The organism is Streptomyces sp. NPDC055140, from assembly GCF_053607285.1.
The window spans coordinates 654,425-677,926 of record NZ_JBSGTG010000002.1; the positions used below are offsets into that span (position 1 = coordinate 654,425).

General features: G+C 72.2%; 17 protein-coding genes. 9 read left to right on the forward strand and 8 right to left on the reverse strand.

The features are described from left to right. The first annotated feature begins 93 nt into the window (after positions 1-93). Positions 94-855 carry a hypothetical protein gene (locus tag ACWFR4_RS06770; protein WP_453463561.1) on the forward strand — a complete coding sequence of 254 codons (762 nt, stop codon included), beginning with the start codon at positions 94-96 and terminating at the stop codon, positions 853-855. Positions 856-943: 88 nt separating this feature from the next. On the opposite strand, the gene ACWFR4_RS06775 is transcribed toward ACWFR4_RS06770, so the two are convergent. Beyond that, positions 944-1,720, reverse strand: coding sequence for a GntR family transcriptional regulator (locus ACWFR4_RS06775; protein WP_405477367.1), 777 nt, complete (start codon positions 1,718-1,720; stop codon positions 944-946). 141 nt (positions 1,721-1,861) lie between these two features. Between ACWFR4_RS06775 and ACWFR4_RS06780 the strand changes: the two genes are divergently transcribed. After that, a complete protein-coding gene (locus ACWFR4_RS06780) occupies positions 1,862-2,707 on the forward strand; it encodes a (2Fe-2S)-binding protein (protein ID WP_453651211.1) in 846 nt (281 codons plus the stop codon). Positions 2,708-2,923: 216 nt separating this feature from the next. Next, positions 2,924-4,003, forward strand: coding sequence for a DUF2637 domain-containing protein (locus ACWFR4_RS06785; protein ID WP_453651213.1), 1,080 nt, complete (start codon positions 2,924-2,926; stop codon positions 4,001-4,003). Between the two features lie 61 nt (positions 4,004-4,064). On the opposite strand, the gene ACWFR4_RS06790 is transcribed toward ACWFR4_RS06785, so the two are convergent. The 4 genes from ACWFR4_RS06790 to ACWFR4_RS06805 all read right to left on the reverse strand — a co-directional run bounded on the left by ACWFR4_RS06790 (position 4,065) and on the right by ACWFR4_RS06805 (position 11,970). After that, positions 4,065-4,562, reverse strand: coding sequence for an ATP-binding protein (locus tag ACWFR4_RS06790; RefSeq protein WP_453463551.1), 498 nt, complete (start codon positions 4,560-4,562; stop codon positions 4,065-4,067). Between the two features lie 136 nt (positions 4,563-4,698). Beyond that, positions 4,699-6,444, reverse strand: coding sequence for a pyruvate dehydrogenase (locus ACWFR4_RS06795; RefSeq protein ID WP_453651215.1), 1,746 nt, complete (start codon positions 6,442-6,444; stop codon positions 4,699-4,701). A gap of 96 nt (positions 6,445-6,540) precedes the next feature. Then, positions 6,541-8,070, reverse strand: a complete 1,530-nt coding sequence (locus ACWFR4_RS06800; RefSeq protein ID WP_453651217.1) for a protein phosphatase 2C domain-containing protein — start codon at positions 8,068-8,070, stop codon at positions 6,541-6,543. Between the two features lie 153 nt (positions 8,071-8,223). Continuing rightward, positions 8,224-11,970, reverse strand: coding sequence for a S8 family peptidase (locus ACWFR4_RS06805; protein ID WP_453651219.1), 3,747 nt, complete (start codon positions 11,968-11,970; stop codon positions 8,224-8,226). A gap of 198 nt (positions 11,971-12,168) precedes the next feature. Between ACWFR4_RS06805 and ACWFR4_RS06810 the strand changes: the two genes are divergently transcribed. From ACWFR4_RS06810 to ACWFR4_RS06835, 6 genes are all read left to right on the forward strand, one after another. Next, a complete protein-coding gene (locus tag ACWFR4_RS06810; RefSeq protein WP_453651221.1) occupies positions 12,169-13,194 on the forward strand; it encodes a winged helix-turn-helix transcriptional regulator in 1,026 nt (341 codons plus the stop codon). Between the two features lie 133 nt (positions 13,195-13,327). Next, positions 13,328-13,810: a DUF456 domain-containing protein gene (locus ACWFR4_RS06815; RefSeq protein ID WP_453651223.1), complete on the forward strand. Its 483-nt coding sequence runs from the start codon at positions 13,328-13,330 to the stop codon at positions 13,808-13,810. A gap of 153 nt (positions 13,811-13,963) precedes the next feature. Beyond that, positions 13,964-16,291 (forward strand): glycosyl hydrolase family 95 catalytic domain-containing protein, encoded by a 2,328-nt coding sequence (locus ACWFR4_RS06820; RefSeq protein WP_453651225.1) that lies wholly within the window; start codon positions 13,964-13,966, stop codon positions 16,289-16,291. A 176-nt stretch (positions 16,292-16,467) separates the two neighbouring features. Further along, positions 16,468-18,162, forward strand: a complete 1,695-nt coding sequence (locus ACWFR4_RS06825; RefSeq protein ID WP_453651227.1) for an MFS transporter — start codon at positions 16,468-16,470, stop codon at positions 18,160-18,162. After that, on the forward strand, positions 18,159-19,589 hold the full coding sequence (locus ACWFR4_RS06830) for an amidase (RefSeq protein WP_453651229.1): 1,431 nt from the start codon (positions 18,159-18,161) through the stop codon (positions 19,587-19,589). Before ACWFR4_RS06825 ends, ACWFR4_RS06830 begins: the two co-directional genes overlap by 4 nt. A 121-nt stretch (positions 19,590-19,710) precedes the next feature. Then, positions 19,711-20,079 (forward strand): PPOX class F420-dependent oxidoreductase, encoded by a 369-nt coding sequence (locus tag ACWFR4_RS06835; protein WP_453469499.1) that lies wholly within the window; start codon positions 19,711-19,713, stop codon positions 20,077-20,079. Here the strand turns inward: ACWFR4_RS06835 and ACWFR4_RS06840 are convergent. From ACWFR4_RS06840 to rsgA, 3 genes are all read right to left on the reverse strand, one after another. After that, positions 20,076-20,567 (reverse strand): methylated-DNA--[protein]-cysteine S-methyltransferase, encoded by a 492-nt coding sequence (locus tag ACWFR4_RS06840; RefSeq protein WP_453651231.1) that lies wholly within the window; start codon positions 20,565-20,567, stop codon positions 20,076-20,078. The genes ACWFR4_RS06835 and ACWFR4_RS06840 overlap by 4 nt on opposite strands. After that, on the reverse strand, positions 20,564-21,964 hold the full coding sequence (locus tag ACWFR4_RS06845) for a DNA-3-methyladenine glycosylase 2 family protein (RefSeq protein WP_453651425.1): 1,401 nt from the start codon (positions 21,962-21,964) through the stop codon (positions 20,564-20,566). The genes ACWFR4_RS06840 and ACWFR4_RS06845 overlap by 4 nt, the downstream gene beginning before the upstream one ends. A 127-nt stretch (positions 21,965-22,091) precedes the next feature. After that, entirely contained in the window at positions 22,092-23,195 is a 1,104-nt protein-coding gene (rsgA, locus tag ACWFR4_RS06850; protein WP_453651233.1) for a ribosome small subunit-dependent GTPase A, read from the reverse strand. Between the last annotated feature and the right edge of the window lie 307 nt (positions 23,196-23,502).

Below are 23,502 nucleotides of genomic sequence, written 5' to 3' on the forward strand. Positions count from 1 at the left end.
CCCTTGGCCGAGTGCGCACATCCATGCTGAGATGCGCGCACGACAGCTCGGCTCAATGGTGTGCTCGGGGAGGGCAACGTGGCGCATACCGCCATGTCTGGTTCCGGAACGACTGCAGGGGACGATCCACTCCAGACCGCGGTATGGCGGCTGCGCTCGCGCGCCTGCTGGACCGACGCGGCCTCGCTGCTCGAGCGGCTCGCCGCGACGGACGCGCGGGCCGCGCTCCAGCGGGCCGCGCTGCTCGGGGAGCGCTGCCTCTACACCGAGCAGGGCTGGGCCGCCGCGGAGGACGCGCTGCGCGCCGCCGAGGCCCTGGCCCACGACGACGGCGAACGCGGCGCCGCGGCCTGCGAGCGCGGCCAACTCGCTTACTCGGCAACGCTGTTGGGGGTACGTGACCGGGCCGACGAGGCACGCTCCGCGCTCGGCAGGGCTGCCGCGCTGCTCCCGCCCGGCGCCCCGGGGCGCGCCCTGCTCGACTTCCGGCGCGGCCTGATGGCGGAGAACCTGTCCGACTCGCCGCAAGCGGCCAGGGCCGCGTACCGCAGGGCCCACGCGGGCGCGACGGCGCACCCCGATCCGCTGCTGCTCTCCTTCACCTGGCGCCATCTGGCCGGACTCGCCCTGCGCGACGGCGAGTTGGCGGAGGCGCGGCACGGTTTCGCCGAGTCGCTGCGCATCCGTGAGGAGCTCGGCTACCTGGTCGGCACGGCCCCAGCGCTCGCCTCCCTGGCGGAGGCGGAGCCCGATCCGGAGGCGGCGGCGCGGCTGCGCGCGGAGGCGTCCCGCCTGTTCCGCCTCCTGGGCGGCGTCCCGACGTGGCTGGCTGAACACTTGCCGACGGCGGCCTGACGGTCCGAGAGCCCGACGATCCGAGGGCCTGTCTGTCCGAGGGCCCGACGATCCGGGGGCCTGTCTGTCCGGGGCCCTGTCGGAGGCCCTAGTCCGCCGCCCCGGCGAAGTGCTCCCGCACCAGCGCCTGCACCACCGTGAGGTCCTGGGCCTCCAGCGCCGCGAGGAGTGCCATGTGTTCCGCGGCGTCGGCCACCAGGTCGGCGCGGCGGGACAGCGGTCCGCCGCCGGGCAGGGGCCACTGCGAGCGGCGGTGCAGGTCGTCGGCTACCTGGACGAGCTGTTCGTTGCCGCTCAGGGCGAGCATCGCGCGGTGGAAGGCGCGGTCCGTCTCCGCGTAGTGCGCGCGGTCACCGCCGGCGGCCGCGACGGCCGTCGCGTCGGCCAGGGGCCGCAGCTCGGCCCAGCGCGCCACCGGCACCGTACGGGCGAGCCGCAGCACCACAGGCACCTCGATCAGCGCCCGCACCTCGGCCAGCTCGGCGAGCTCGCGGGCGCTGCGCTCGGTGACGCGGAAGCCGCGGTTCGGCACGACCTCGACGGCACCTTCGCGGGCCAGCTGCTGCATCGCCTCACGCACGGGCGTCGCCGAGACGCCGAGGCCGTCCCCGAGGGCGGGGGCGGAGTAGACCTCGCCGGGCACGAGCTCGCCGTCGACGAGCGCGGTGCGCAGCGCGTCGAGCACCTGCCCGCGCACGGAGGTCCGCTCGACGCGGGGGCGTGGCGGCAGCGGCGTCTCGCTGTGGGTGTGCTCGCCCCGGGTCTGCTCGGGCACCTGGTGCCAGCCGACGGTGCCCCGCTGCTCGGGAACGCCCGCGGGCAGCCCTGAGGCGGCGCTGTCGGCGCGCGTTCTGGCCTGCTCCACCCAGGTCCTCCCCGGTCGTCGGTAATCCGCGGAATTCGTCCAACGCAGAACCATAGGCCGCTGGGCCCGCAGTTCAAACCCCCGATCGCTCGGGTAAGGTAAGGCTTACCTGCAAACGATCGCGATTCGGTGGTCCCCTGCATGCCTTTTCCCGCATCGGCCCCCGTGGCCACCAGCGCCCTCACGCCCGCGTACGCCCGGCTGACCGAGGTGTTCGCGGGTCTGCGGATCACAGAGCTCGCCGAGACCGAGCAGCTCCCTCAGGGCAGCGGCTGGGTCGCCGCCGCCCGGCTCGCGGAGGGCGGACCCGCCCTCGAGGCGTTCCTCGCGTGGGACGACGCGCAGGTGCTCAAGGACTACGGGCAGCAGGCCCGCCCGGACGTCGTCGCCAGCTTCGGCCTGCACCGCTACGCCTGGCCCGCCTGCCTGCTGGTCACCGTGCCATGGTTCCTGGGCCGCCGCGTCCCGCGCTTCCCCGTGACGAACGTCGCCTTCCAGCGCACGCTGGGACGGATGGCCGTACGCGTCACCGACTTCGCCTGCCTGCCGGGCGACCCGGCCGCCGCACTGCCGGGCGCCCATGTCGTACCGGACGAGGAGGCGCTGCGGGCCGAGGTGCGCGCGGCCGTCGCCGACCACCTGGGCCCGGTGCTCACCGGATTCGGACCGCGGATGCGGCGCGGCCCGCGCGCCCTGTGGGGCATGGCGACGGACGAGATCGTCGAGGGCCTCTGGTACATCGCCCATCTGCTCGGCGAGGAGAGCCGGGCGATGCGGGAGCTCGAACGGCTGCTGCCCGGCACGACGAAGCCGTACGTCGGCAAGCCCGCGTTCCGTGAACTCACCGGCCCCGAGGGGCAGTCGCTGCCGACCCGCGACCGGGCGAGCTGCTGCCTCTTCTACACGCTGCGCCCCGAGGACACCTGTGTGACGTGCCCCCGCACCTGCGACGCGGACCGCGTGGCGAGGCTGAGCGCAACCGCCTGAACGCGACGACGGCAACCCCCTCGTCATGAACCACCCTTTCGGGTGACGCGATTCGAACTCAACTCCCCTCATTCTCAAGGTAGTTCGAGCGCATGCCCGCTTCGTACGCCCCCTCGCACTCCAATGGCGTTCTCTTGTCCCGAAACTCCTTGCGCACCGGTGGCCTTGAGCCAATATGGCGGCCGAAAAGCCCTACCGCGACGCAAGGGACCCCAGATGAGACTGACCGACATATCGCTGGACTGGCTGCTTCCCGGCGCCGTGCTGCTCCTGGGCCTGCTGGCGGCGGTGGCGGTCCTCGCGCGCAGCAAGCGCGCCGGGGAGAGGGCGGCCGCCTCGTCCGACGACTCGTGGGAGCGCAGCGAGGAACGCCGCAGGCGCAAGGAGGCCGTCTACGGCACCGCGTCCTACCTGCTGCTGTTCTGCTGCGCCGCCGTGGCCGCCGCGCTCTCCTTCCACGGGCTTGTCGGCTTCGGCCAGCAGAACCTGAACCTGACCGGGGGCTGGGAGTACCTCGTCCCGTTCGGCCTCGACGGCGCGGCCATGTTCTGCTCGGTGCTCGCGGTGCGCGAGGCGAGCCACGGCGACGCGGCGCTCGGCTCCCGGATACTCGTATGGACCTTCGCGGGCGCCGCCGCCTGGTTCAACTGGGTGCACGCGCCGCGCGGCATCAGCCACGCGGGCGCCCCGCACTTCTTCGCCGGCATGTCACTGTCGGCCGCGGTCCTCTTCGACCGCGCGCTGAAGCAGACGCGCCGCGCGGCCCTGCGTGAACAGGGCCTGGTGCCACGGCCGTTGCCGCAGATCCGGATCGTCCGGTGGCTGCGCGCGCCCCGCGAGACGTACGGCGCCTGGTCGCTGATGCTGCTCGAGGGTGTGCGCACCCTGGACGAGGCGGTGGACGAGGTGCGGGAGGACAAGCGCGAGAAGGAGCAGACCCGGCTGCGCAGGCGCGAGCACGAGAAGCTGGAGCGGGCCCAGCTCAAGGCGATCAGCCGGGGCCACCCCACGCTCGGCGGGCGCGCAGGGCGTCAGGTGGACGTGCAGACCGCCGTTTCCGCGGGGGCCGGCGCGGGGCAGGGTGGCGCGGAGCCTGCCATATCGGAGGACCCGCCGCCCTCACCCCTGGAACAGCTCCCGCTGCGCGCGCGTCCCTCCCTCCAGGCCGTCCGAGGCGGCCCTGAAGCCGGCAAGCCCGTCACGGTCGACCTCACGGCGGAGGACGACACCCAGGCCCTGCCGCGGCTCGACTCACTGGAGCAGAAGCTCAAGGACCTCGAGCAGCAATTCGGCTAGGGGGCGTCCGAAGGGAGTTCGGCCGGGCGGGCGTGCCGTTCCGGGCGGCGGTCCCGCGGTGTCACGCGGGGCCGCCGTCCAGTTCGAACCAGACCACCTTGCCCACGCCCAGTGCCCGTACGCCCCAGGCGTCCGCGAGGGACTGCACCAGGACGAGGCCCCGGCCGTTCGTACCGTCGTCGGCGACCGGTACGCGCAGCCTCGGCCTGCGCCCCACGAAGTCCCTGACCTCCACCCGGAGCCGCTTCGGCCCGACGGTGGCCGTGAGGACGGCGTCGTGGTCGGTGTGCACCAGGGCGTTCGTCACCAGTTCGCTGGTGAGCAGCTCCGCGGTCTCCGACCTCTCCGGCGGGCCCCAGTCGTCCAGGAGTTCGCGCAGTGCGCGCCTCGCCTCGGGCACCGCCCGCAGATCGGACCGCCCCAGCGTGCGCCTCAGCAGCGCGCCTCCGCCGTCGTCCGTCGTGCCGTCGTCCGTCGTGCCGTCGTTCCCTGGTGCTTCCTCCGTTGGGGAGCGTCCGGCCACCGTGGTGGGAACGCGCCCTCGTACCAGCCGTTTCATGACCCCCGCCCGCACGCCGATGACCTTGCCCCTTCTCCTGCGACCACGCTCGAACGCGTACACGGGAATGCATGCCCCGCACGCATGTCCGCACTCCTGTGGATTCATCCACCAACGAACTCGTGGTCCGGCGGCGCTACGGGCGCGGCACGTTGCGGATGTTGGAGCGGGCCATCTGCACCATGCGGCCGACGCCGCCGTCCAGAACGATCTTGGAGGCGGAGAGCGCGAAGCCCGTCACCATCTCCGCGCTGATCCTGGGCGGGATCGACAGGGCGTTGGGGTCGGTGACGATGTCGACGAGGGCGGGGCCCTTGTGCTTGAAAGCGTCCTTGATGGCCCCGGCCAGCTGTTTCGGCTTCTCCACGCGCACCCCGTACGCGCCGCACGCGCGAGCGACGGCCGCGAAGTCGGGGTTCTTGTTCGTCGTCCCGTACGACGGGAGCCCGGCCACGAGCATCTCCAACTCGACCATTCCGAGGGAGGAGTTGTTGAAGAGGACGACCTTGACCGGCAGATCGTGCTGGACGAGGGTCAGGAAGTCGCCCATCAGCATGGAGAACCCGCCGTCCCCCGACATCGAGACGACCTGGCGCTTCCGGTCGACGAACTGGGCGCCGATCGCCATCGGCAGCGCGTTGGCCATGGAGCCGTGCGAGAACGAACCGATCACGCGGCGACGGCCGTTGGGCGAGATGTAGCGCGCGGCCCACACGTTGCACATGCCCGTGTCGACCGTGAACACGGCGTCGTCGGCGGCGAGTTCGTCCAGCACGGAGGCGACGTACTCGGGGTGGATCGGGACGTGCTTCTCGACCTTCCTCGTGTACGCCTTGATGACGCCTTCGAGGGTGTCCGCGTGCTTCTTCAGCATCTTGTCGAGGAAGCGCCGGTTCGTCTTCGGCTGCACGCGCGGGGTCAGGCAGCGCAGCGTCTCACGCACGTCGCCCCACACGGCGAGGTCCAGCTTCGAGCGCCGGCCGAGGTGCTCGGGCCTGACGTCGACCTGGACGATCTTCACGTCCTTCTGCGGCAGGAACGCGTTGTACGGGAAGTCCGTGCCGAGCAGGATGAGCAGATCGCACTCGTGCGTCGCCTCGTACGCGGCGCCGTACCCGAGCAGCCCGCTCATGCCGACGTCGAACGGGTTGTCGTACTGAATCCATTCCTTGCCGCGCAGGGCGTGCCCGACCGGCGACTTGATCTTCTCGGCGAAGTCCATGACCTCGGCGTGCGCGCCCGCGGTGCCGCTGCCGCAGAAGAGGGTGACCTTGGCGGCGTCATCGATCATCTCGACGAGCCGGTCGATCTCGGTGTCGCCGGGGCGGATGGTCGGCCGGGACGTGACGATCGCCGTCTCGACCGACTTCTCGGGGGCGGGCCGGTCGGCGACGTCGCCGGGCAGCGTGACGACGCTGACGCCCGACTGTCCGACCGCGTGCTGGATCGCCGTCTGCAGGACGCGCGGCATCTGCTGCGGGTTGGAGATCATCTCGCTGTAGTGCGAGCACTCCTGGAAGAGCCGGTCGGGGTGGGTCTCCTGGAAGTAGCCGAGACCGATCTCGCTCGACGGGATGTGCGAGGCGAGGGCGAGGACCGGGGCCATGGAGCGGTGGGCGTCGTAGAGCCCGTTGATGAGGTGCAGATTGCCAGGCCCGCAGGAGCCGGCGCAGGACGTCATCTTCCCGGTGATCTGCGCCTCCGCCCCGGCGGCGAACGCGGCGGTCTCCTCGTGCCGTACGTGGATCCAGTCGATCGCGGAGTTGCGGCGGATCGCGTCGACGACCGGGTTCAGGCTGTCGCCGACCACTCCGTACATGCGCTTGACGCCCGCGCGGACGAGGATGTCGACGAACTGCTCGGCGACGTTCTGCTTGGCCATGACTCACGCGCCCCTTCACGAACCGGGAACTCCGGATACTCCAGTCACTCTGGTCACTCCGGACACTTGATTCCCATGAATTCACAGCGGGCGCGGTTACGCCTCCCAAACGGCGGCGGCCGTGCGGTCGTCCGCGTACCCCTTGACCCGTACCTGGGTGTCCGCGAGGAACGCGGTGAGGCCGGGCGGGCCGCTCCTTTGCCAGCGGCGCGTGAGGTGCCCGGACAGCTCCGGCTCGCCGCGCAGGGGCTCGGCGAGGCCCGACGTGCACAGCAGGAGCGTGTCACCCGGCCGGGCGACGGAGGCGCGGAAGCGGAACGGGTCGCGGGGCTGCTCGGGCGCCGGCTCGTACGGGCTCGGGGGCGTGGTGATCCCGAGATCCATGGTCAGGCGGTCGCCGTCGGGGGTCTCCGGCGGCGGCGAACCGTAGCCGACGACGGGGGCGCCCGACGCCTCGGAGACCTGCGGCTCGATGTCCTGCCACTCGCCGTCGCGCAGCCGGAACAGGCCGCCCCCGCCGACGCCGAAGAACACGCGGGTGCGGCAGCCGGGGTCGGCGGGCAGCAGGAGGCAGCGCAGGCTCGCCGTGTACTCCTCAGGTTCGAGGCCCTGCTCGGCGGCGCTCGCCCTGAGTTTGCCGAGGCTGCGGTCGGTCAGGCGGTGAAGGCCCGACTTGAGGTCGCCCCGGTGGGCGGCACGGATGTCCTCGGCGAGCCTCGCGTGACTGCGGCCGACGGCGCGGCCGATCCAGTCGCAGGCCTCGGCCGCCGCGCGGTGCGCTCCGGGTGCGGCGCGGGCGCCGGTGGCCATGGCGACCAGGATGAGGGCGCCGGGTCCCGTGCCGAACCGGGCGGTGAGCAGACAGTCGCGGCGGGGCTCGCCCCGGTAGCGCGCGGAGTCCCCGCGCACCGACACCGCGCGCAGGGTGGAGGTCCCGTACGTGGCGCCGTCCAGGACGGTGTCGGCGACGAGATCGTCGAGGGTGTCGGGGTCGGCGGGCGGGAGCGCGGTGGGTTCGGCGTCGTACGTGGGCGGGCCGTCGCCCACGTAGGGGATCACGGGGGCTGCGGGGCGGACCTCGGGCTCGTCGACGAAGGCTTCCGGGCCGGGGACACCGGCGTCGGGGCCCGGCGCACCGGGGTCAAAGGAGCGGAGGTCCGGCGCCGCGGCTGGAGGCGGTGGCGGCGGCCGGTGACCGGGCGGCGGTGGCCCGGGCGGAAAACTCTGGGGGCGCCCCGGAGCGCGTGCCGGGGGTTCCCACGGGGCGCGCGGGGCGCCCGGATCCGGCGGCCGGTCCATGGGCCGGGCGGGCGAGGTCGGTGGCAGTGACGGCGGTGGCGGCGGCACCCTCCGCTGCTCCGGAACCGGCGCCCGCTCCGTGACCTGCTCGGGCGCCGGCTCTGAGACTTGCTCAGACATCGGCTCCGGGGCCTGCGCCGGGGCCTGCTCCTCGCCCCTTTCAGGGCCCGGTGGCGAGACCGTCCCCGACGCCGAGGCGAAGCGGTCGTCGAGGGTGTCCGGGGCCGGTGTCGGACCCGTGTCGTCGGTGGAGTCGTCGTACAACGGCCCCCACCAGTCGTCGCCTTGACCGTGTCGGCCGGAGTTCCTCTCCCCCTGCTGGCTCATGCCCTTATTGTCCACCGCTCGGGCCGTACGAAAACGGGACACTCGAAAACGACCAGAAATGACCCCAAATGACCCGGCTTGAAGCAAAAAAGGTCCGCCGGGCGGCCCCACCCCCCACGGGAAGGACGCCCGGCGGACCGGCTCGTTCGGTGATCAGCGCACGTCGTAGGCGCGCGTCACCGTCTGTTCGACCGAGCTGCCGTTGGCGTCGGTCAGTTGGGCCTTCAGGGTGACCTGCTTGCCGGAGGCGCCCGCGTGGTTCACGGTCGCGCTCCACTTGCCGTCACTCTGCGCGGTCGGCGCCTCGGTCCAGGTGGTGCCGCCGTCGTAGGAGTACGACAGCTTGACCGAGGTGAGCTTGCCGGGCGTGTAGCCGGCGTGTCCGGTCGCGGTGAGGGTGATCCGCTGGCCGTCCGTGGCGGGCAGCGTCTTGAGGTCGTCCTGCGAAAGGGCGTAGTGCGGGAAGAGCAGCGGGATGCCCTGCGAGTAGACGTCCTCCTCCAGGTGCGAGCGGAACGACCAGGTCGTCTGCGTCTCCGGGGAGCGGTTCCAGGCGCCGAAGCTCTGCTTGAAGGTGTGCAGCGACAGGTCGTACGCGGCGTCGTCCGCCGGAACGTCGAACACACCGGACGGGAAGGGGCTGTGGCTGATGACCTCGCCGTCGCGCTTCAGGTCCATGGAGCCGAAGTCACCGAAGCTGCCCTGGACACCCTGGTGTTCGCTGTCGCCCCAGAAGCCGGGCGCGACGCCGATCAGGTTGCCCTGGCGTTCGGCGGCGAGCGCCGGCTTGCCCGCGCCGTCGAGCGGTGTGGTGGGCGCGAGCACTCCGCCGTACCACTCCTCGGTGCGGTGCTCGCCCTTCTTGTAGGTGCGCACCGGGTCGATCATGAACTCGCCCCAGGGGAAGCTGCTGGAGACCTGGTGGCCGAAGCCGGTGGTGCCGGGCGAGTAGAGCTCGGTGCGCCGTGAGGGCGCCGCGACCGTCTCGAAGTCACCGAAGTAGGCGGAGAATCCGCTGGGGCGCGTGACGCTGGGGATGTCCAGGTAGTCGGTGGGGGTGCCCATCGCGCGGTACGTCGCCTTGTTCTCGGCGAGGTCGCGGTCGTGGACGGTGTAGGTGCGCGCGCTCTGCACCGGGCCGGTCTCGGGGAAGGCCAGGTTGTACATGTACGGGCTCTTCGCCGTGGCCTTCCAGTGGAGGGTCACCTCGCCGCCCGCGATGCGGGCCAGCAGGTCGGCGGCCTCGTCGGACGGGATGCCGATGACGGCCAGGGGGCCGCCGATGAAGCCGATGGACGGGTAGAAACGGCCCGGGATCGAGCGGTATGCGAGGACGGCGGTGGCTCCGGCGTCCTTGGCCGCCTTGGACACGGCCGCGGCCGCACCGCTGTCGGCGAGCTTGACCAGAGCGATCTTGTCCTTGACCCCGGCCGCTGCGAGCTCGGCCGCCGTACCGGACTTGGCGTCGACGACCTGCGCCTTGCCGATGCCGTCGAGGTTCGCCGAGTTGGTGGCTCCGGCCACCGCGTGCAACGCGGGGCCGCCCACTACGCCGAACTCGGCGAGCTGCGGGGCCGCCGCCCGCCAGAAGCTGTCGAACTCGAAGCTGCCGTCGGTCGCCCGGCCCTCCACGTCGGCGTAGTAGCCGGCGATCGTGCGGCCGCCGGACGCGGTGCCCGCGTGCAGCCAGGTGTCGTCCCAGCTGCGCGCGAACCCGAGGGTGGCGCCGCGCGACTCGGAGGCCCGGTCGGTCTTCACCGTGAGCCGGTTCGCCTTGCGCGCGTCGAGGACGACGGTGGTGTCCTTCTTCACCTCGAGCTGCGGACGGGCCAGATAGGAAAGGGAGTCGAGGAGGGTGCCCTCGGACTCGGGCGTGGCGACGAAACTGGAGAGGAAGTAGCGGCCCGGACGCACCCGGTACGTCTGGTCGGCCGCACCCTCGTTGAAGCGGCGCTCGCCGCTGGCGTCGTCGGTGCCGATCAGGTCGACGGACGACTGGGCGCCGGCGGGCTTGCCGGAGCGGTCGACGAGCTTGACGCGCAGGGTGACCGTCTCGGGCTGCACGTACAGCGAGAAGGGCGTGGAGACGCTGACGCCGTCGGCGGTCGCGAGGACGCGGCCCGTGACGTCGCCGTACTGGGCGGCCTTGAGCGAGGCCGTGGGGTCGATCTTCAAGGGGACCTTGACGGTGACGCCCGCGGGGACGGTGACCGTGCGCTCGCCGAGCTTCGCGACCGAGGAGCGGACCGCTGAGCCGTCGTTACCGGTGACGCCCTTGACGTCCAGGCTCAACCGCACCGGCTTGTCCGTGGTGTTGGTGTACGGCACGTCGACGGTGGTGCGGTCGCTGCTGTCCTGCGGCCAGTTGAAACTGCCGCCCTGGACGGCGCTCGCACCGAGCACCTTCTCGTCGATCGCGGCCTTCACGTCGAGGCGGCCGCCGCCGGTCTCGCGCACGTCGCCGGGGATGTCCGCGTCCGCGGAGGACACGAGGGCCGACTTGATCTGCTGGGCGCTCCAGTCGGGGTGGCGCTCCTTGACGATGGCGGCGGCGCCCGCGACGTGCGGGGTCGCCATCGACGTACCGCTCATGGACCGGTACGCGTAGACGCCCCGGCCGCCCGCGGCGGCGGCCGAGATGTCGACGCCGGGCGCGGTGATCTCGGGCTTGAGGGTGTGCGAGCCGTAGGCCGGGCCGCGGCTGGAGAAGCTCGCGGTGGAGTCGTCGCGGTCGACGGCGCCGACGGTCAGGACGCTCGGGGCGCAGCCGGGCGAGGACACGGTGTTGTTGCCGGGGCCGGTGTTGCCCGCCGCGATGACGAAGAGGGTGTTCTTCGAGGACTGCGCGAGTTCTTCGGTGGCGGTGGCCATCGGGTCGGTGCAGTCGGTCTGCGCGGGGTTGCCGAGGCTCATGGAGACGACGTCGGCGCCCTGGTCGACGGCCCACTGCATACCGGCGATGATCCACGAAGTGGCGCCGGAGCCCGAGTCGTTGAGGACCTTGCCGTTGAGGAGCGTGGTGGCGGGGGCGACGCCGCGCTGCTTGCCGTCGCTCGCCGCGCCGGTCCCGCCGACGGTGGACGTGGTGTGGGTGCCATGGCCCTGGTGGTCGCCCGCGTCCTGGGAGTCGGTGAAGTTCTTCGACTCGGCGACGCGCCCCTTGAGGTCGGGGTGGTCGGTGTCGACACCGGTGTCGAGGACGGCGACCTTGGTGCCCTTGCCGTCGTAGCCGGCGGCCCACGCCTCGGGGGCGTGCACCTGCTTCGTCGACCGGTCGAGGCTGGCTTCCACCTTCTCGTCGAGCCACAGCTTCTTGAGGGAGCCGGCGGCGCGGGAGCGGGTGTCGGTGACGTCCGCCCAGAAGTCGGCGGCCTTCTTCTTGTCGGCCTTCAGCGCCACGCCGTCGACCGGGTCGAGCACGAGGCCGCGCTCGGCTCCGCGCGGGGCGGCGGGCGCGCTGCGGGCGACGTCCACGGACTTGTCGTAGACCGCGATGAGCGGCAGCGTCTTGCTGTGTGCGTCGTCGTAGCCTTGGCGGACGAGGCCCGTGACGTTGAAGAGCTCCTCGTCGACGCGGCCGTCGGCGATCGCCGTGACGGCGCCCGCGGGGTAGACGTAGAGGTCCTGGCCCGACGTCCGCGTCTGCACGAGGGGGGCGGTGCCGTCCTCGCCGGGGAGCGCGGTCGCCGCGCTGTGGCCCGAGCCGTCCTTGGTCACCAGGATCCGGTCGCCCGTGACGAGGGTGACGACGGAGCCCGCACCCTCCTTCGCGGCGGCCTCGCTGCCGACGAGCGGTCTCTTGGCGTCCCCCCGTGGCTCGGCCACGGTGGGCACAGCCGCGGTGACGGCCAGGACGGCGGCGGTCGCCGCCCCCAAAGCCGTACGCGATATCGCGCGCATCGCTCTCCCTCTCCCCAAGTGAAAGCGCAGGTGAATACGGCGCAAAGGCCCCATTCCCGGCGGATGTTGGTGCTGCGGTGGCGCCACATTGGCAGAGAGAGCGGTGATACGGGGAAGATGGGGCGCGGCGGGTTTGTGCCGTGGCCGTTTCCCGCCACGGTGCCGCCGGAACCGAGGCTCGGGGAGGGGCATCGCCGCATGCTGGGTGCGATAGGTCTGGACGAGATGCACGAGAGCGCCTACCGCGCGCTCGTGTCGCTGGGCGCGGCCGACGTGCCCGATCTCGCGGGGCGGCTCGCCCTCGCCGAGTACGAGACAGAGCACGCGCTGCGCCGGCTCGAGCGGCACGGGCTCGCGGCGCAGTCGTCCGCGCGGCCGGGGCGCTGGGTGGCGGCCCCGCCGGGCGTCGCGCTCGGCGCGCTTCTGACGCAGCAGCGGCACGAGCTGGAGAAGGCGGAGCTGGCGGCGGCGCTGCTCGCGGAGGAGTACCGGGCACAGGCCGCGGAGCCGGCCGTGCACGACCTGGTCGAGGTGGTCACGGGCGCGGCGGCCGTCGCGCAGCGGTTCCTCCAGCTTCAGCTGGGCGCGACGGACGAGGTGTGCGCGCTGGTCACCGGCAATCCGATCGCCGTCTCGGGCATGGACAACGAGGCGGAGGAGCAGGCCACCGGCCGGGGCGTCGCGTACCGGGTCGTGGTGGAGCGCGAGGTGCTCTCGATGCCGACGGGGCTGACGGAGCTGTCGGCCGCGATCGGGCGGGACGAGCAGGTACGGGTCGTGGACCGGGTACCGACGAAGCTGGTGATCGCCGACGGGACGCTCGCGATGGTGCCGCTGACCTCGCGCACGGCGGAGCCCGCGGCGCTCGTCGTCCACGCGAGCGGGCTCCTTGAGTCGCTGTCCGGCCTGTTCGAGGCGGTCTGGCGGGACGCGCTGCCGCTGCGGCTCGGCGAGAGCAGCCGCACCATCACCGAGCAGGAGCCGGACGGCCCCGACGGCACGGACCTGGAGATCCTCTCCCTTCTTCTGGCCGGACTCACGGACGCGAGCGTCGCCAAGCAGCTCGACCTGGGGCTTCGCACGGTCCAGCGCAGGGTGAAGCGCCTGATGGAACTGGCCGGTGTGACGACGCGGCTCCAGCTGGGCTGGCACGCGTACGAGCGGGGCTGGGTGTCTCGGGACGTTCCGGCGGAGCCGCGCGGGGAGCACCTCGCGGAGGGCTGAGTTCCGCGGCGGGCGGAGCCGCGCGGGGAGCGTGTCGCGGAGGGCCGAGTTCCGCGGCCGAAAGCCGTCGGTGGTGGCGGAGCGTGAAGCTCTGCGATCTGCGGGTTCCGTCGTTGTCCGGCACTCTTGGCAGATGGGCGTGTGGGAACTCCTGCTGGTGGGAGTGGTGATGCTGCTCGGCCTGTGCGGGGTGCTCGTGCCCGGGGTGCCCGGGTCGTGGCTCGTGTGGGCCGCGGTCCTCGTGTGGTCGCTCCAGGACCCGAACGGGCCGGCCTGGGGTGTCCTGGTCGGCGCCACCGCGGTCCTGCTCGCCGCCCAGGTGCTTCGCTGGCAGCTCCCGCCGCGCCGGCTGCGCGAGAGCGGGGCCACGCGCCGCACCGCGATATGGGCCGGGACCGGAGCCCTCGTCGGTTTCTGCGTGATCCCGGTGATCGGATCGATCCCGGGGTTCATCGGAGGTATCTACCTCTGCGAGCGCCTGCGCCTCGGCCGGCACGGCGACGCCGTCGCCTCGACCCGGACCGCGATGCGCGCCGGCGGCTCCAGCGTCCTGGCCGAACTCTTCGCCTGCCTGCTCATCGTGGGCGCCTGGATCGGGGCCGTGATCTGGCGCTAGGCGCTCCGGTTCATGTACACGTACAGCATCCACGTAGCACGAGTTACATCGGATCTCTCCCGGCATATTGACGGGCCCTCGTCACATCTCTAGCTTGCCGCAGGGGATAGCTCCGATGAATCGACGTCTGCTTCGACACGTGGAGGCCGCGCCATGCCAAGACCGTCCAGAAGGACCGTGCTCGCCACCGGATCCACCCTCGCCGGGGCCGCGCTGGCGGGTGGGCTGCCGTCACAGGCCACCGCCGCCACCCCCACCGCGATCCCCGCCCCAGCGGCGAGCACCCCCTCCGAAGACGCCTGGCGCACTGTCCTCGACGACGCCGATCTCGTCTGGCAGAAGATGCCGAAGACCTGGTACGAGGGCCCGTACCTGGGCAACGGCCTGCTCGGCTCCGGGATCTACCAGGAGCCCGGGAAGAACGCGATCCGCTTCAACGTCCAACACTCCGAGGTCCAGGACCACCGGCCGGAGTTCGGCTCGCTGTTCGGTCTGGCGCGGCTGCCCATCGGCTACTTCACCCTCGAACCCGTCGGCGCCGTCACCGGCCTCGACTGGCGCCTGCGCCTTCGTGACGCGGAGCTGACCGGCACCCTCACCACCGACAAGGGCACGCTCACGATCCGCGCCCAGGTCACCAACGGTCTCTCCGTCCTCGCCGTCGAGGTCACCCCGTCCGAGGGCGAGCGCGGCTTCGCATGGGTCTTCCACCCCGCGCAGTCCATCAGCCCGCGCGCCGCGTTCCAGCCGATCCCGGCCGGCTACCTGGGCAATCCGCCCGCCGAGTCCGGTGAGTACGACGGCGTCTCCGTCTCCGTCCAGCCGCTCCTGTCCGGCGGCCAGTACGTCACCGCCTGGCGCGAGCGCACCCGCGGCGAGCGGCGGACGCTGTACGTGAACGTGGCGCACTCCTTCCCGAAGTCCACCGCCCGCGACCGGGCCGTCTCGACGGTGCGGGCCGCGGCCCGGCTCCCGTACGACGCCCTCGCCGTGACCCATCGCGCCTGGTGGCACGCGTACTACCGCAAGAGCTTCCTGTCCGTCCCCGACGCGCGCATCCAGCGCTTCTACTGGATCCAGCTCTACAAGACGGCGTCCGCCGCCCGCCGGGACGCCCCCGTGATGGCGACCAGCGGCCCCTGGCTGGAGCCGACGCCGTGGCCCGCGACCTGGTGGAACCTCAACGTGCAGCTGGAGTACTGGCTGATCCACGGCTCGAACCACCTCGAACTCGACGCCGTCACACGGGCGCTCGGCGAATTCCGGGACAACCTCACCGCCGAGATGGCCGCCCCGTACCGAGCCGACTCGCTCGGCATCCCGCGTACCACGGACATGCACCTCGTGAACGGCGGCGCGACGAGCAACGCGCAGGGTTACGGCGTCGGCATCCCCGGCCAGGACACTCCGACCCCCGAGGTCGGCAACCTCACCTGGGCACTCCACAACGTGTGGCTGAGCTACCGCCACACGATGGACGAGAAGATCCTTCGCGACGTCCTCTTCCCCTTGCTGCGCAAGGCGATCAGCTACTACCTGCACTTCCTGGAGCCGGGAGCCGACGGCAAGCTGCACCTGCCCGCGACGTTCTCGCCCGAGTACGGCGGCAACACCCGAGACTGCAACTACGACCTGATGCTCCTGACGTGGGGCTGTCGGACCCTGCTGGATTCGGCCGAACTCCTCGGCATCGACGACGAGTTGGCGCCGCGCTGGCGCGAGGTGCTCACCAGGCGCGTGGCCTACCCGACGGACACGAACGGCTTCATGATCGGCGCGGACATCCCCTTCGCGAAGTCCCATCGCCACTACTCGCACATGCTCGCGGTGTACCCGCTGTACGAGCTGACCGGCCGCACCCCCGACGAACTCGCCCTGATCGAGAAGTCGTTGGCCCACTGGGTCGGCTTCGAAGGGGCTCTCCAGGGCTATACGTTCACGGGCGCGGCCTCGATGTCGGCGCTGCTCGGCAAGGGCGAGGACGCGCTCAAGTACCTGGGCCAGCTGATGTCCCGCTTCATCCAGGCCAACACCATGTACAAGGAGTCGGGCCCCGTCATCGAGACGCCGCTGTCGGCCGCCCAGTCCCTGCACGACATGGTGTGCCAGTCCTGGGGCGACGTGATCCGCGTCTTCCCGGCCCTGCCCGCCGCATGGAAGGACCTCACCGTCCACAACTTCCGTACGCAGGGCGCCTTTCTGCTGAGTGCGGTGCGTGAGGGCGGCACGACGCGCTGGGTGCGACTGGCGAGCGAGGCGGGGGCGCCGTGCGTGGTGCGGCACGGGATCGCGGGCGCGGTCGACGTACGAGACGGGCGGGGCAGGCCACTTCGCTACGAGGATGCGGGCGACGGGGCGATCCGGATCACCCTGCGCAAGGGCGGCTCGGCGCTCGTCACGGCGCAGGGCGACCGCCCCGACCTGAGCGTCGGGCCGGTCATGGCGAACGCGCCGGCCCCGCGCTGGGGACTGCCCGCCTGACGTGAACCCCTGGCCGGCATCCCGGTCCTGCCCTGCTCCGGGCGGGACCGGGACCCACGCTCCCGCCATAAAGGGAACACAAATCCTTGTCCCACCCCTAGGAGATACCGACTGGACGGTATTAGCCTCCCCGACCATGCACGCGCTGGCGTGTGTCTCGACAGCAGGGAGGCATGATGTCGGTTTCGTCACCGGCGGACACGGCGCGGCGCACCAGCCGGCCGTTCCCGTCGGCACTGAACGGCCTCGGCGGCAGACGGCTCGACCGCTACCCCGAGAGCGGTCCCCGGTTCTGGTACCTGGCGATCGTGGTGCTCGCCACGATCGTTCTCTACTACCAGCTGTACATCCAGTACGCGGTGTCGACAGCCATCATCAGCCACTACCACATGACGTTCCTGTACTTCGTGTACATATCGGTGGCCGCCAACGCGGTGGGCGCCTTCTCGTCCCTGGTGGCCGGTCTCGCCGACCGCTGGGGCCGGGCGAACATCGTGGTCTACGGCCTGCTCCTGGTCGGCCTGCTCACCACGTTCGTCCTGCCCAACGCGCCGGGCAAGGCGAGCTATCTGGTCGTCTATTCGGCCGTGTCACTCGTCGAGGGCATGATCCTGGTCGCCACCCCGGCGCTCATCAGGGACTTCTCGCCGCAGCTCGGCCGGGCCTCGGCGATGGGCCACTGGACGATGGGGCCGATCATCGGCAGCCTCGTGGTCACCGCCGTCACCTCCCGCACCTTCAGCGGCGCCACCACCTGGCAGGACGAGATCCGCTACGCGGGCATCAGCGGCCTCGTCGTGTTCGTCGTCGCGCTGTTCGGACTGCGCGAGCTCGCCCCGGCGCTGCGCGACCAGATCATGGTGAGCCTGCGCGACCGTGCCCTGGTCGAGGCGCGGGCCAAGGGGATGGACACCGAGGCTGCGCTGCGCGGTCAGTGGCGCCAGATGCTCCGCCTCGACGTCATCGGCTCCGCCGTCGCCATCAGCGTCTACCTCCTGCTGTACTTCGCCGCCGTCGGCAACTTCGTGCTCTACTTCGCCACCACCTTCGGGTACTCCCCCCAGCGCGCCAACGCCCTGCTGAACTGGTACTGGGGAGCGAACGCGATCTCCCTGGTCCTCGCCGGCCTCTTCTCGGACCGCCTGCGCGTGCGCAAGCCCTTCATGCTGCTCGGCGGGCTCGGGTCCATAGGCTTCACGCTGGCGTTCACCCTGCACGCCACCCAACCGCACACCGGCTACTACACGTTCGCGTTCATCGTGGCGGGCATCGGTGTCACCAGCGGTATCGCGTACTCGCCGTGGATGGCGAGCTTCACGGAGACGGTCGAGCGGCACAACCCGGCGGCCACCGCCACGGGTCTCGCCGTGTGGGGCTGGATCGTGCGGATCACCGTCGCCCTGTCCGCCGCCTTCGTACCGCTCGTGGTGAGCACCGTGACCCCGCTGATCGAACACGGCGCGGAGGTCAAGGCGGCGTCGGTGCAGGCGGCTCCGGCCCTCGCCATCACCAAGGCCCACCCGAAGCTCTTCGCCGAACTCGGCACCTACGCGCCGGACAAGGTGCCCGCCCCGCTGCTCGCCCAGGCGCAGAAGGAGGTCGGCGCCGAAGGGCTGAGGACCGTGCAGAAGGCGGCGCCGCAGCTGAAGATCCTGCGCGAGCACGGACCCGAGGTGCAGCGGGCGAGCGCGGACAACGCGCACGCGTGGCAGACCTGGTGGTGGGTGTGTCTCGGCGGGCAGGTGCTGTTCCTGCCGTTCATCTTCGTGATGACGGGCAGGTGGCGGCCGCGCGACGCCCGCCGCGACGTCGAGGAGCACGAGGAACTGGTGGCCCGGCAGGTCGCCGAGCTGAAGGAGAGCCCCGCATGACCGCCCCGACTCAACTGCACGCACTCGGCGCGCTCGAACAGGCCGCCGCCGTCCGCAAGGGCGAGGTCGGCCCGGTGGAACTCGTACGACATCACCTGGACCGGGTGGAGCGCTACGACGAGCGGTTCGGCGCCTTCCTGACGGTGACGTCCGACGCCGCTCTGGCCGGAGCGGCGGCCGCGCAGGAGCGGCGCGCGGACGGGGACCTGCCACCGCTGTTCGGCGTGCCGACGGCGGTCAAGGATCTGGTCGACACGGCCGGCGTGCGCACGACGTACGGGTCCAAAGCCTTCGCGGGCCATGTGCCGGACGCCGACGCCTACAGCGTGACCCGGCTTCGCGAGGCAGGCACGATCAGCCTAGGCAAGACCAACACCCCCGAATTCGGCTGCTGTTGCTACACCGACAACGATGTGGCGGGTCCGGCCCGCAACCCGTGGGACCCGGCCCTGTCCGCCGGGGGATCCAGCGGCGGGGCCGCGGTGGCCGTGGCGCTCGGCCTGGTGCCGGTCGCCCACGCCAGCGACGGGGGCGGCTCCATCCGGATCCCGGCGAGCGTCTGCGGCCTGTTCGGCATCAAGCCGTCGCGTGGCCGGGTCAGCTCGGGACCCGCCGGGATCGAGGTCAACGGCCTCTCCGTACAAGGTCCGTTGGCGCGCAGCGTGCGCGACGCGGCGGCGCTGCTCGACGCGCTGGCGGGGCCCGAGCAGGGCGACCCGCACTGGGCGCCGCCGCTCCCGCCGGGCGAGACGTTCCTCTCCCACGCCGAGCGCTCCCCCGGGCGGCTGCGCATCGGCCGGTACGCGCGGCCCGCCGCAGACGGCGTGACGGTGGACCCGGTATGCGTGGCGGCCTGGGAGCACGCCTCGCGACTGCTCGAGGATCTCGGGCACATCGTGGAAGACATCCCGACGCCGTTCGGCCCCGAGATCAGCGGCCACTTCGTGACGGCGTGGGGGGTTCAGTCGCTCGGCCACGCCCTCGACGCCGGGGCGGAGGAGCTGTTGCGGCCGGTGACCCGGGCCTGGCGCGAGTTCGGGCGTGGGGTGAGCGGCGAGCAGCTCGCGGCCGCGCTCACCGGGATGCAGCGCGCCGCACGCCACGCGGTACGGGCGACGTCCGGCTACGACGTCGTGCTCACCCCGACCCTGGCGACGCTGCCGCAACCGCTCGAGTTCTTCGACGAGTCCGGTGACCCGCTCGACAATCTGCGCCGCCAGAGCGCGTTCAGCGCGTTCACCAGCCCGTACAACATGACGGGCCAGCCGGCGGTCAACGTCCCCCTGTACTGGACCCCGGAGGGCGGCATCCCGGTGGGCGTCTCCCTGGTGGGCCGCCCCGCCGACGAGGCCACCCTGATCGCCCTGAGCGCGCAGTTGGAGGAGGCGCACCCCTGGCACGACAGGTACGCACGCCTCTTCTCGTAGGGTCTTTCGTTCGGGTCGGGCTGGATCAGGGAGCGGGGTCCCAGCCGACGAGATGCATCGGGCCCCGGCCCTAGGGCCGGGGCCCGATGCGTAGCGGGGGCGATCGTGTTTGGCTGAGGCCATGACCGAATTCAGCGAGGCCGAGATCACGTATCTGAAGTCCCAGCGCCTGGGACGGCTGGCCACCGTCGACCCGAAGGGCCAGCCGCAGGCGAACCCGGTGGGGTTCTTCCCGCAGGACGACGGGACGATCCTGGTCGGCGGATACGCGCTCGGGAAAACGAAGAAGTGGCGCAACCTCCAGGCGAACCCGAAGGTCGCGCTTGTCGTCGACGACATCCTCAGCGTCAAGCCGTGGAAGGTCCGGGGCGTCGACATCCGGGGCGAGGCCGAACTCCTCACCGGCCCGCACCACCTGGGCGCGCACTTCAGCGAGGAACTCATCCGCATCCACCCGCGCAAGATCCACAGCTGGGGGCTCGACGACTAGTGGTCCTGGAGGACTCCCTCCAGGGACAGCAGCTGCTGCTTGCGCTCGAGTCCGCCCGCGTAGCCGGTGAGGGAGCCGTCCGCGCCGATCACCCGGTGGCAGGGGCGGACGATGAGGAGGGGGTTGGCCCCGATCGCGCCGCCGATGGCGCGGACCGCGGCGCGCGAGGCGCCGATGCTCGCGGCCACGGCGCCGTACGTGGTCGTCGCGCCGTACGGCACGGCGTCGAGCGCCGCCCACACCTTCTCGCGGAACTCGGTGCCCTCCGTGCTGAACTCCAGGTGGAATTCCTTGAGTTCACCGGCGAAGTAGGCGGCGAGCTGCTTCTCGGCGTCGGCGAAGCGCTCGGGTGCGCGCCGCCACCCGGGCTGCACCGTGCGGCCGCCCTTCTGCCCGGGCACGGACAGTGAGGTGAGGGCGCCCGACTCGTCGCCGGTGAGCAGAAGTTCACCGACGGGGCTGTCGAGCACGGTGTAGTACACGGTCATGACTGCTGCTCCAACTGTCGCTGTGTCCAGAGGTGTTGCTGTGCGTACGTGCGCCAGGGGCGCCAGGTTTCCGGTACGGGTTCCTGCCCCGGCCCGTGGGGCAGGGCCACGTCCGGGTCGGCCAGGGACCGCATGCGGATGAGGGCGGCGGTGCGGGCCTCGACGCCCGGCAGGGCGCGCAGGGCGGCCTCGGCGTCGTCGCGGTCGGCGCCCGGATCGAGGCGCAGGGCGCCGCCGGCGAGGGCCGTGGCGAGCGCGCCGACGGGTCCCGGCTCCCCGGCGAGGTCGTCGGGTGAGGGGAAGACATGGGTGAGGGTGCCACAGGGCGCGTCGACGGCCTTCGCGTACCGCTCGACGAGCCGCGCCGACTCCGCCCGCCCGGCGAGGAGCCGCACGGCCAGCTCGTCGGGGTCGGCGGCGCCCGGTGCGCGCAGGCCGGGCCGTGCGGCGACGAGCGGCGCGAGGCGCGGGTCGGCGCCGAGGCGCTCGTCGATCGCGTACGGGTCGCTGTCCAGGTCGAACAGGCGCCGCAGGCGTCCCACGGCCGTCGTCAGGTCGCGCAGGTCGGTGAGGTGGATGCGGGCGTCGAGCCAGCCGCCGTGGTGCGCGGCGCGGCTCGCGGGCGTCGACCTGGTGCGCTCGTCGACGGAGACGACGCCGGTGCCGTACGGCAGGCGCAGGGTGCGCCGGTAGATGCGGGCACCCGGCGTTCCGGTCATCTCCTCGACGCCGTCGAGGGCCTCGCGGGCGAGGGTGTCGAAGAGGGGGCGGGCCTGGTAGGGGCCGCGGTGGGCGAGGCGCAGGGGGATACCGGCCGCTGTGGCGGTGGCGCGGGTGGCGGGGGCCTCGGCGCGCAGCTCCGTGGGCGTACGGGCGTAGACCGCGCGGATCGTGTCGTTGAACTGGCGCACGCTCGCGAAGCCCGCGGCGAACGCGATCTCCGTGATCGGCAGGCCGGTCGTCTGGAGCAGGATGCGCGCGGTGTGGGCGCGCTGGGCGCGGGCCAGGGCGACGGGTCCGGCGCCCAGCTCGGTGGTGAGCTGACGCTGCACCTGGCGGGCGCTGTACCCGAGGCGCACCGCGAGCCCGGCGACGCCCTCGCGGTCGACGACGCCGTCGCCGATCATGCGCATCGCGCGGCCCACCACGTCGGCGCGTACGTTCCAGTCCGCCGAGCCCGGCACGGCGTCGGGGCGGCAGCGCCGGCAGGCGCGGAAACCGGAGCCCTGCGCCGCCGCGGCGGTGGCGTAGTAGCGGACGTTCTTTCGCTTGGGGGTGACCGCGGGGCAGCTGGGGCGGCAGTAGATGCCGGTCGTCTCGACGGCGAAGAAGAACTCCCCGTCGAAGCGCGCGTCGCGGCTGCGCACCGCTTCGTACCGCGTGTCCTCATCGATCATCACGCCCTCCAGTGTGCGCCTGCGCGCCGTCGGGGGCTGGCGGAATTCGGACATGGCGCTGGGGCGCAGGGTGTGCCGCGGCCCCCGCGCCCCGTACGGGACGGCGGGGGCCGCGCGCGAGACCGGCTCAGCCGAGGCGCCCCCGCTTGGCCTCCATCGCGGCGCGGCCCTGGGCGCCGCGCATCTTCCAGACGCGCCGCATCTCGTCCCGCAGGCGGGCGTCGGTGCGGGCGGCGAGCCGCCGGTTCTCGCGGAGCAGCTTGCGATAGCTGTCGAGGCGGCGCGGGGGCAGTGTCCCGTCGTCGAGCGCGGCCAGCACGGCGCATCCCGGCTCGGCGTCGTGGGCGCAGTCGTGGAACCGGCACCCCTCTGCCAGGGCCTCGATCTCCGAGAAGACCTGCCCGACGCCGGCCTCGGCGTCGAAGAGCCCGACGCCACGCAGCCCGGGGGTGTCGATCAGGACGCCGCCGGTCGGCAGGACCAGCAGGTTGCGGGTGGTCGTGGTGTGCCGGCCCTTGCCGTCGACGTCGCGCACGGCGTGCACGTCCATGACATCGGCGCCGAGCAGGGCGTTGGCGAGCGTCGACTTGCCCGCTCCGGACTGGCCGAGGAGCACGGACGTCCCGTCGAGGAGCGCGCCGAGCGTGTCGATGCCGTGGTCCCGCTCGGCGCTGACCGCGAGCACCTGCACGCCGGGCGCCGCCGTTTCCACGTCGGAGACGAGGTGCGCGATGGTCGCGGCGTCCGGCACGAGGTCGGCCTTGGTGAGGACGACGACGGGCTGGGCGCCGGACTCCCACGCCAGGGCGAGGAACCGCTCGATACGGCCGAGGTCGAGCTCGGCGGCGAGCGACACGGCGATCACGGCGTGGTCGACGTTGGCCGCGAGGACCTGGCCCTCCGACCGCTTCGACGAGGTCGACCGCACGAAGGACGTGCGGCGCGGCAGATACGTGCGGACGTAGCGGGGATCGCCGCCGTCGGCGTCGACCACCGCCCAGTCACCGGTGCAGATGACCCGCAGCGGGTCGTGCGGGGTGACGAACTCCGTGTCGGCGCGCACGGGTCCTCCGGGCGTGACGATGTCGCACTGACCGCGGTCGACACGGACGACGCGACCGGGCAAGAGGCCCTGCGCGGCGTACGGGGCGAACGCGGTGGCCCAGTCGTCGTCCCAGCCGAAGTCGGCGAGAGGATGCCGGGAAATGTCCGTGGAGAAAGGGGAGTTCAAGGGGTGACCCTTCACAAGGGTGGCCCCGGCGCGCGCTCACAGGCGCGGGAGAAGTTGGTTGGTCAGCCGGTGGCCACGGAGGTGGGATGAACGGGCTTCTGGACGCGGGCAGCGCCCTGCGTGACGGCATTCATCGAAGTCCACCTCCTGGCTTCTCGCGTGTGCGCACACCACTGCGTGGCGGGCGTCGCCGAGCGTACGGGACGGGACGGCCCGCGCGCCAAGCATTTGTTCCGGCGACCCGCCCGGCCCCCTACGCCCCCGTCGCGACCCCGCTCCTCGCGCCCCAGAAGTCGGCGGAATCGCA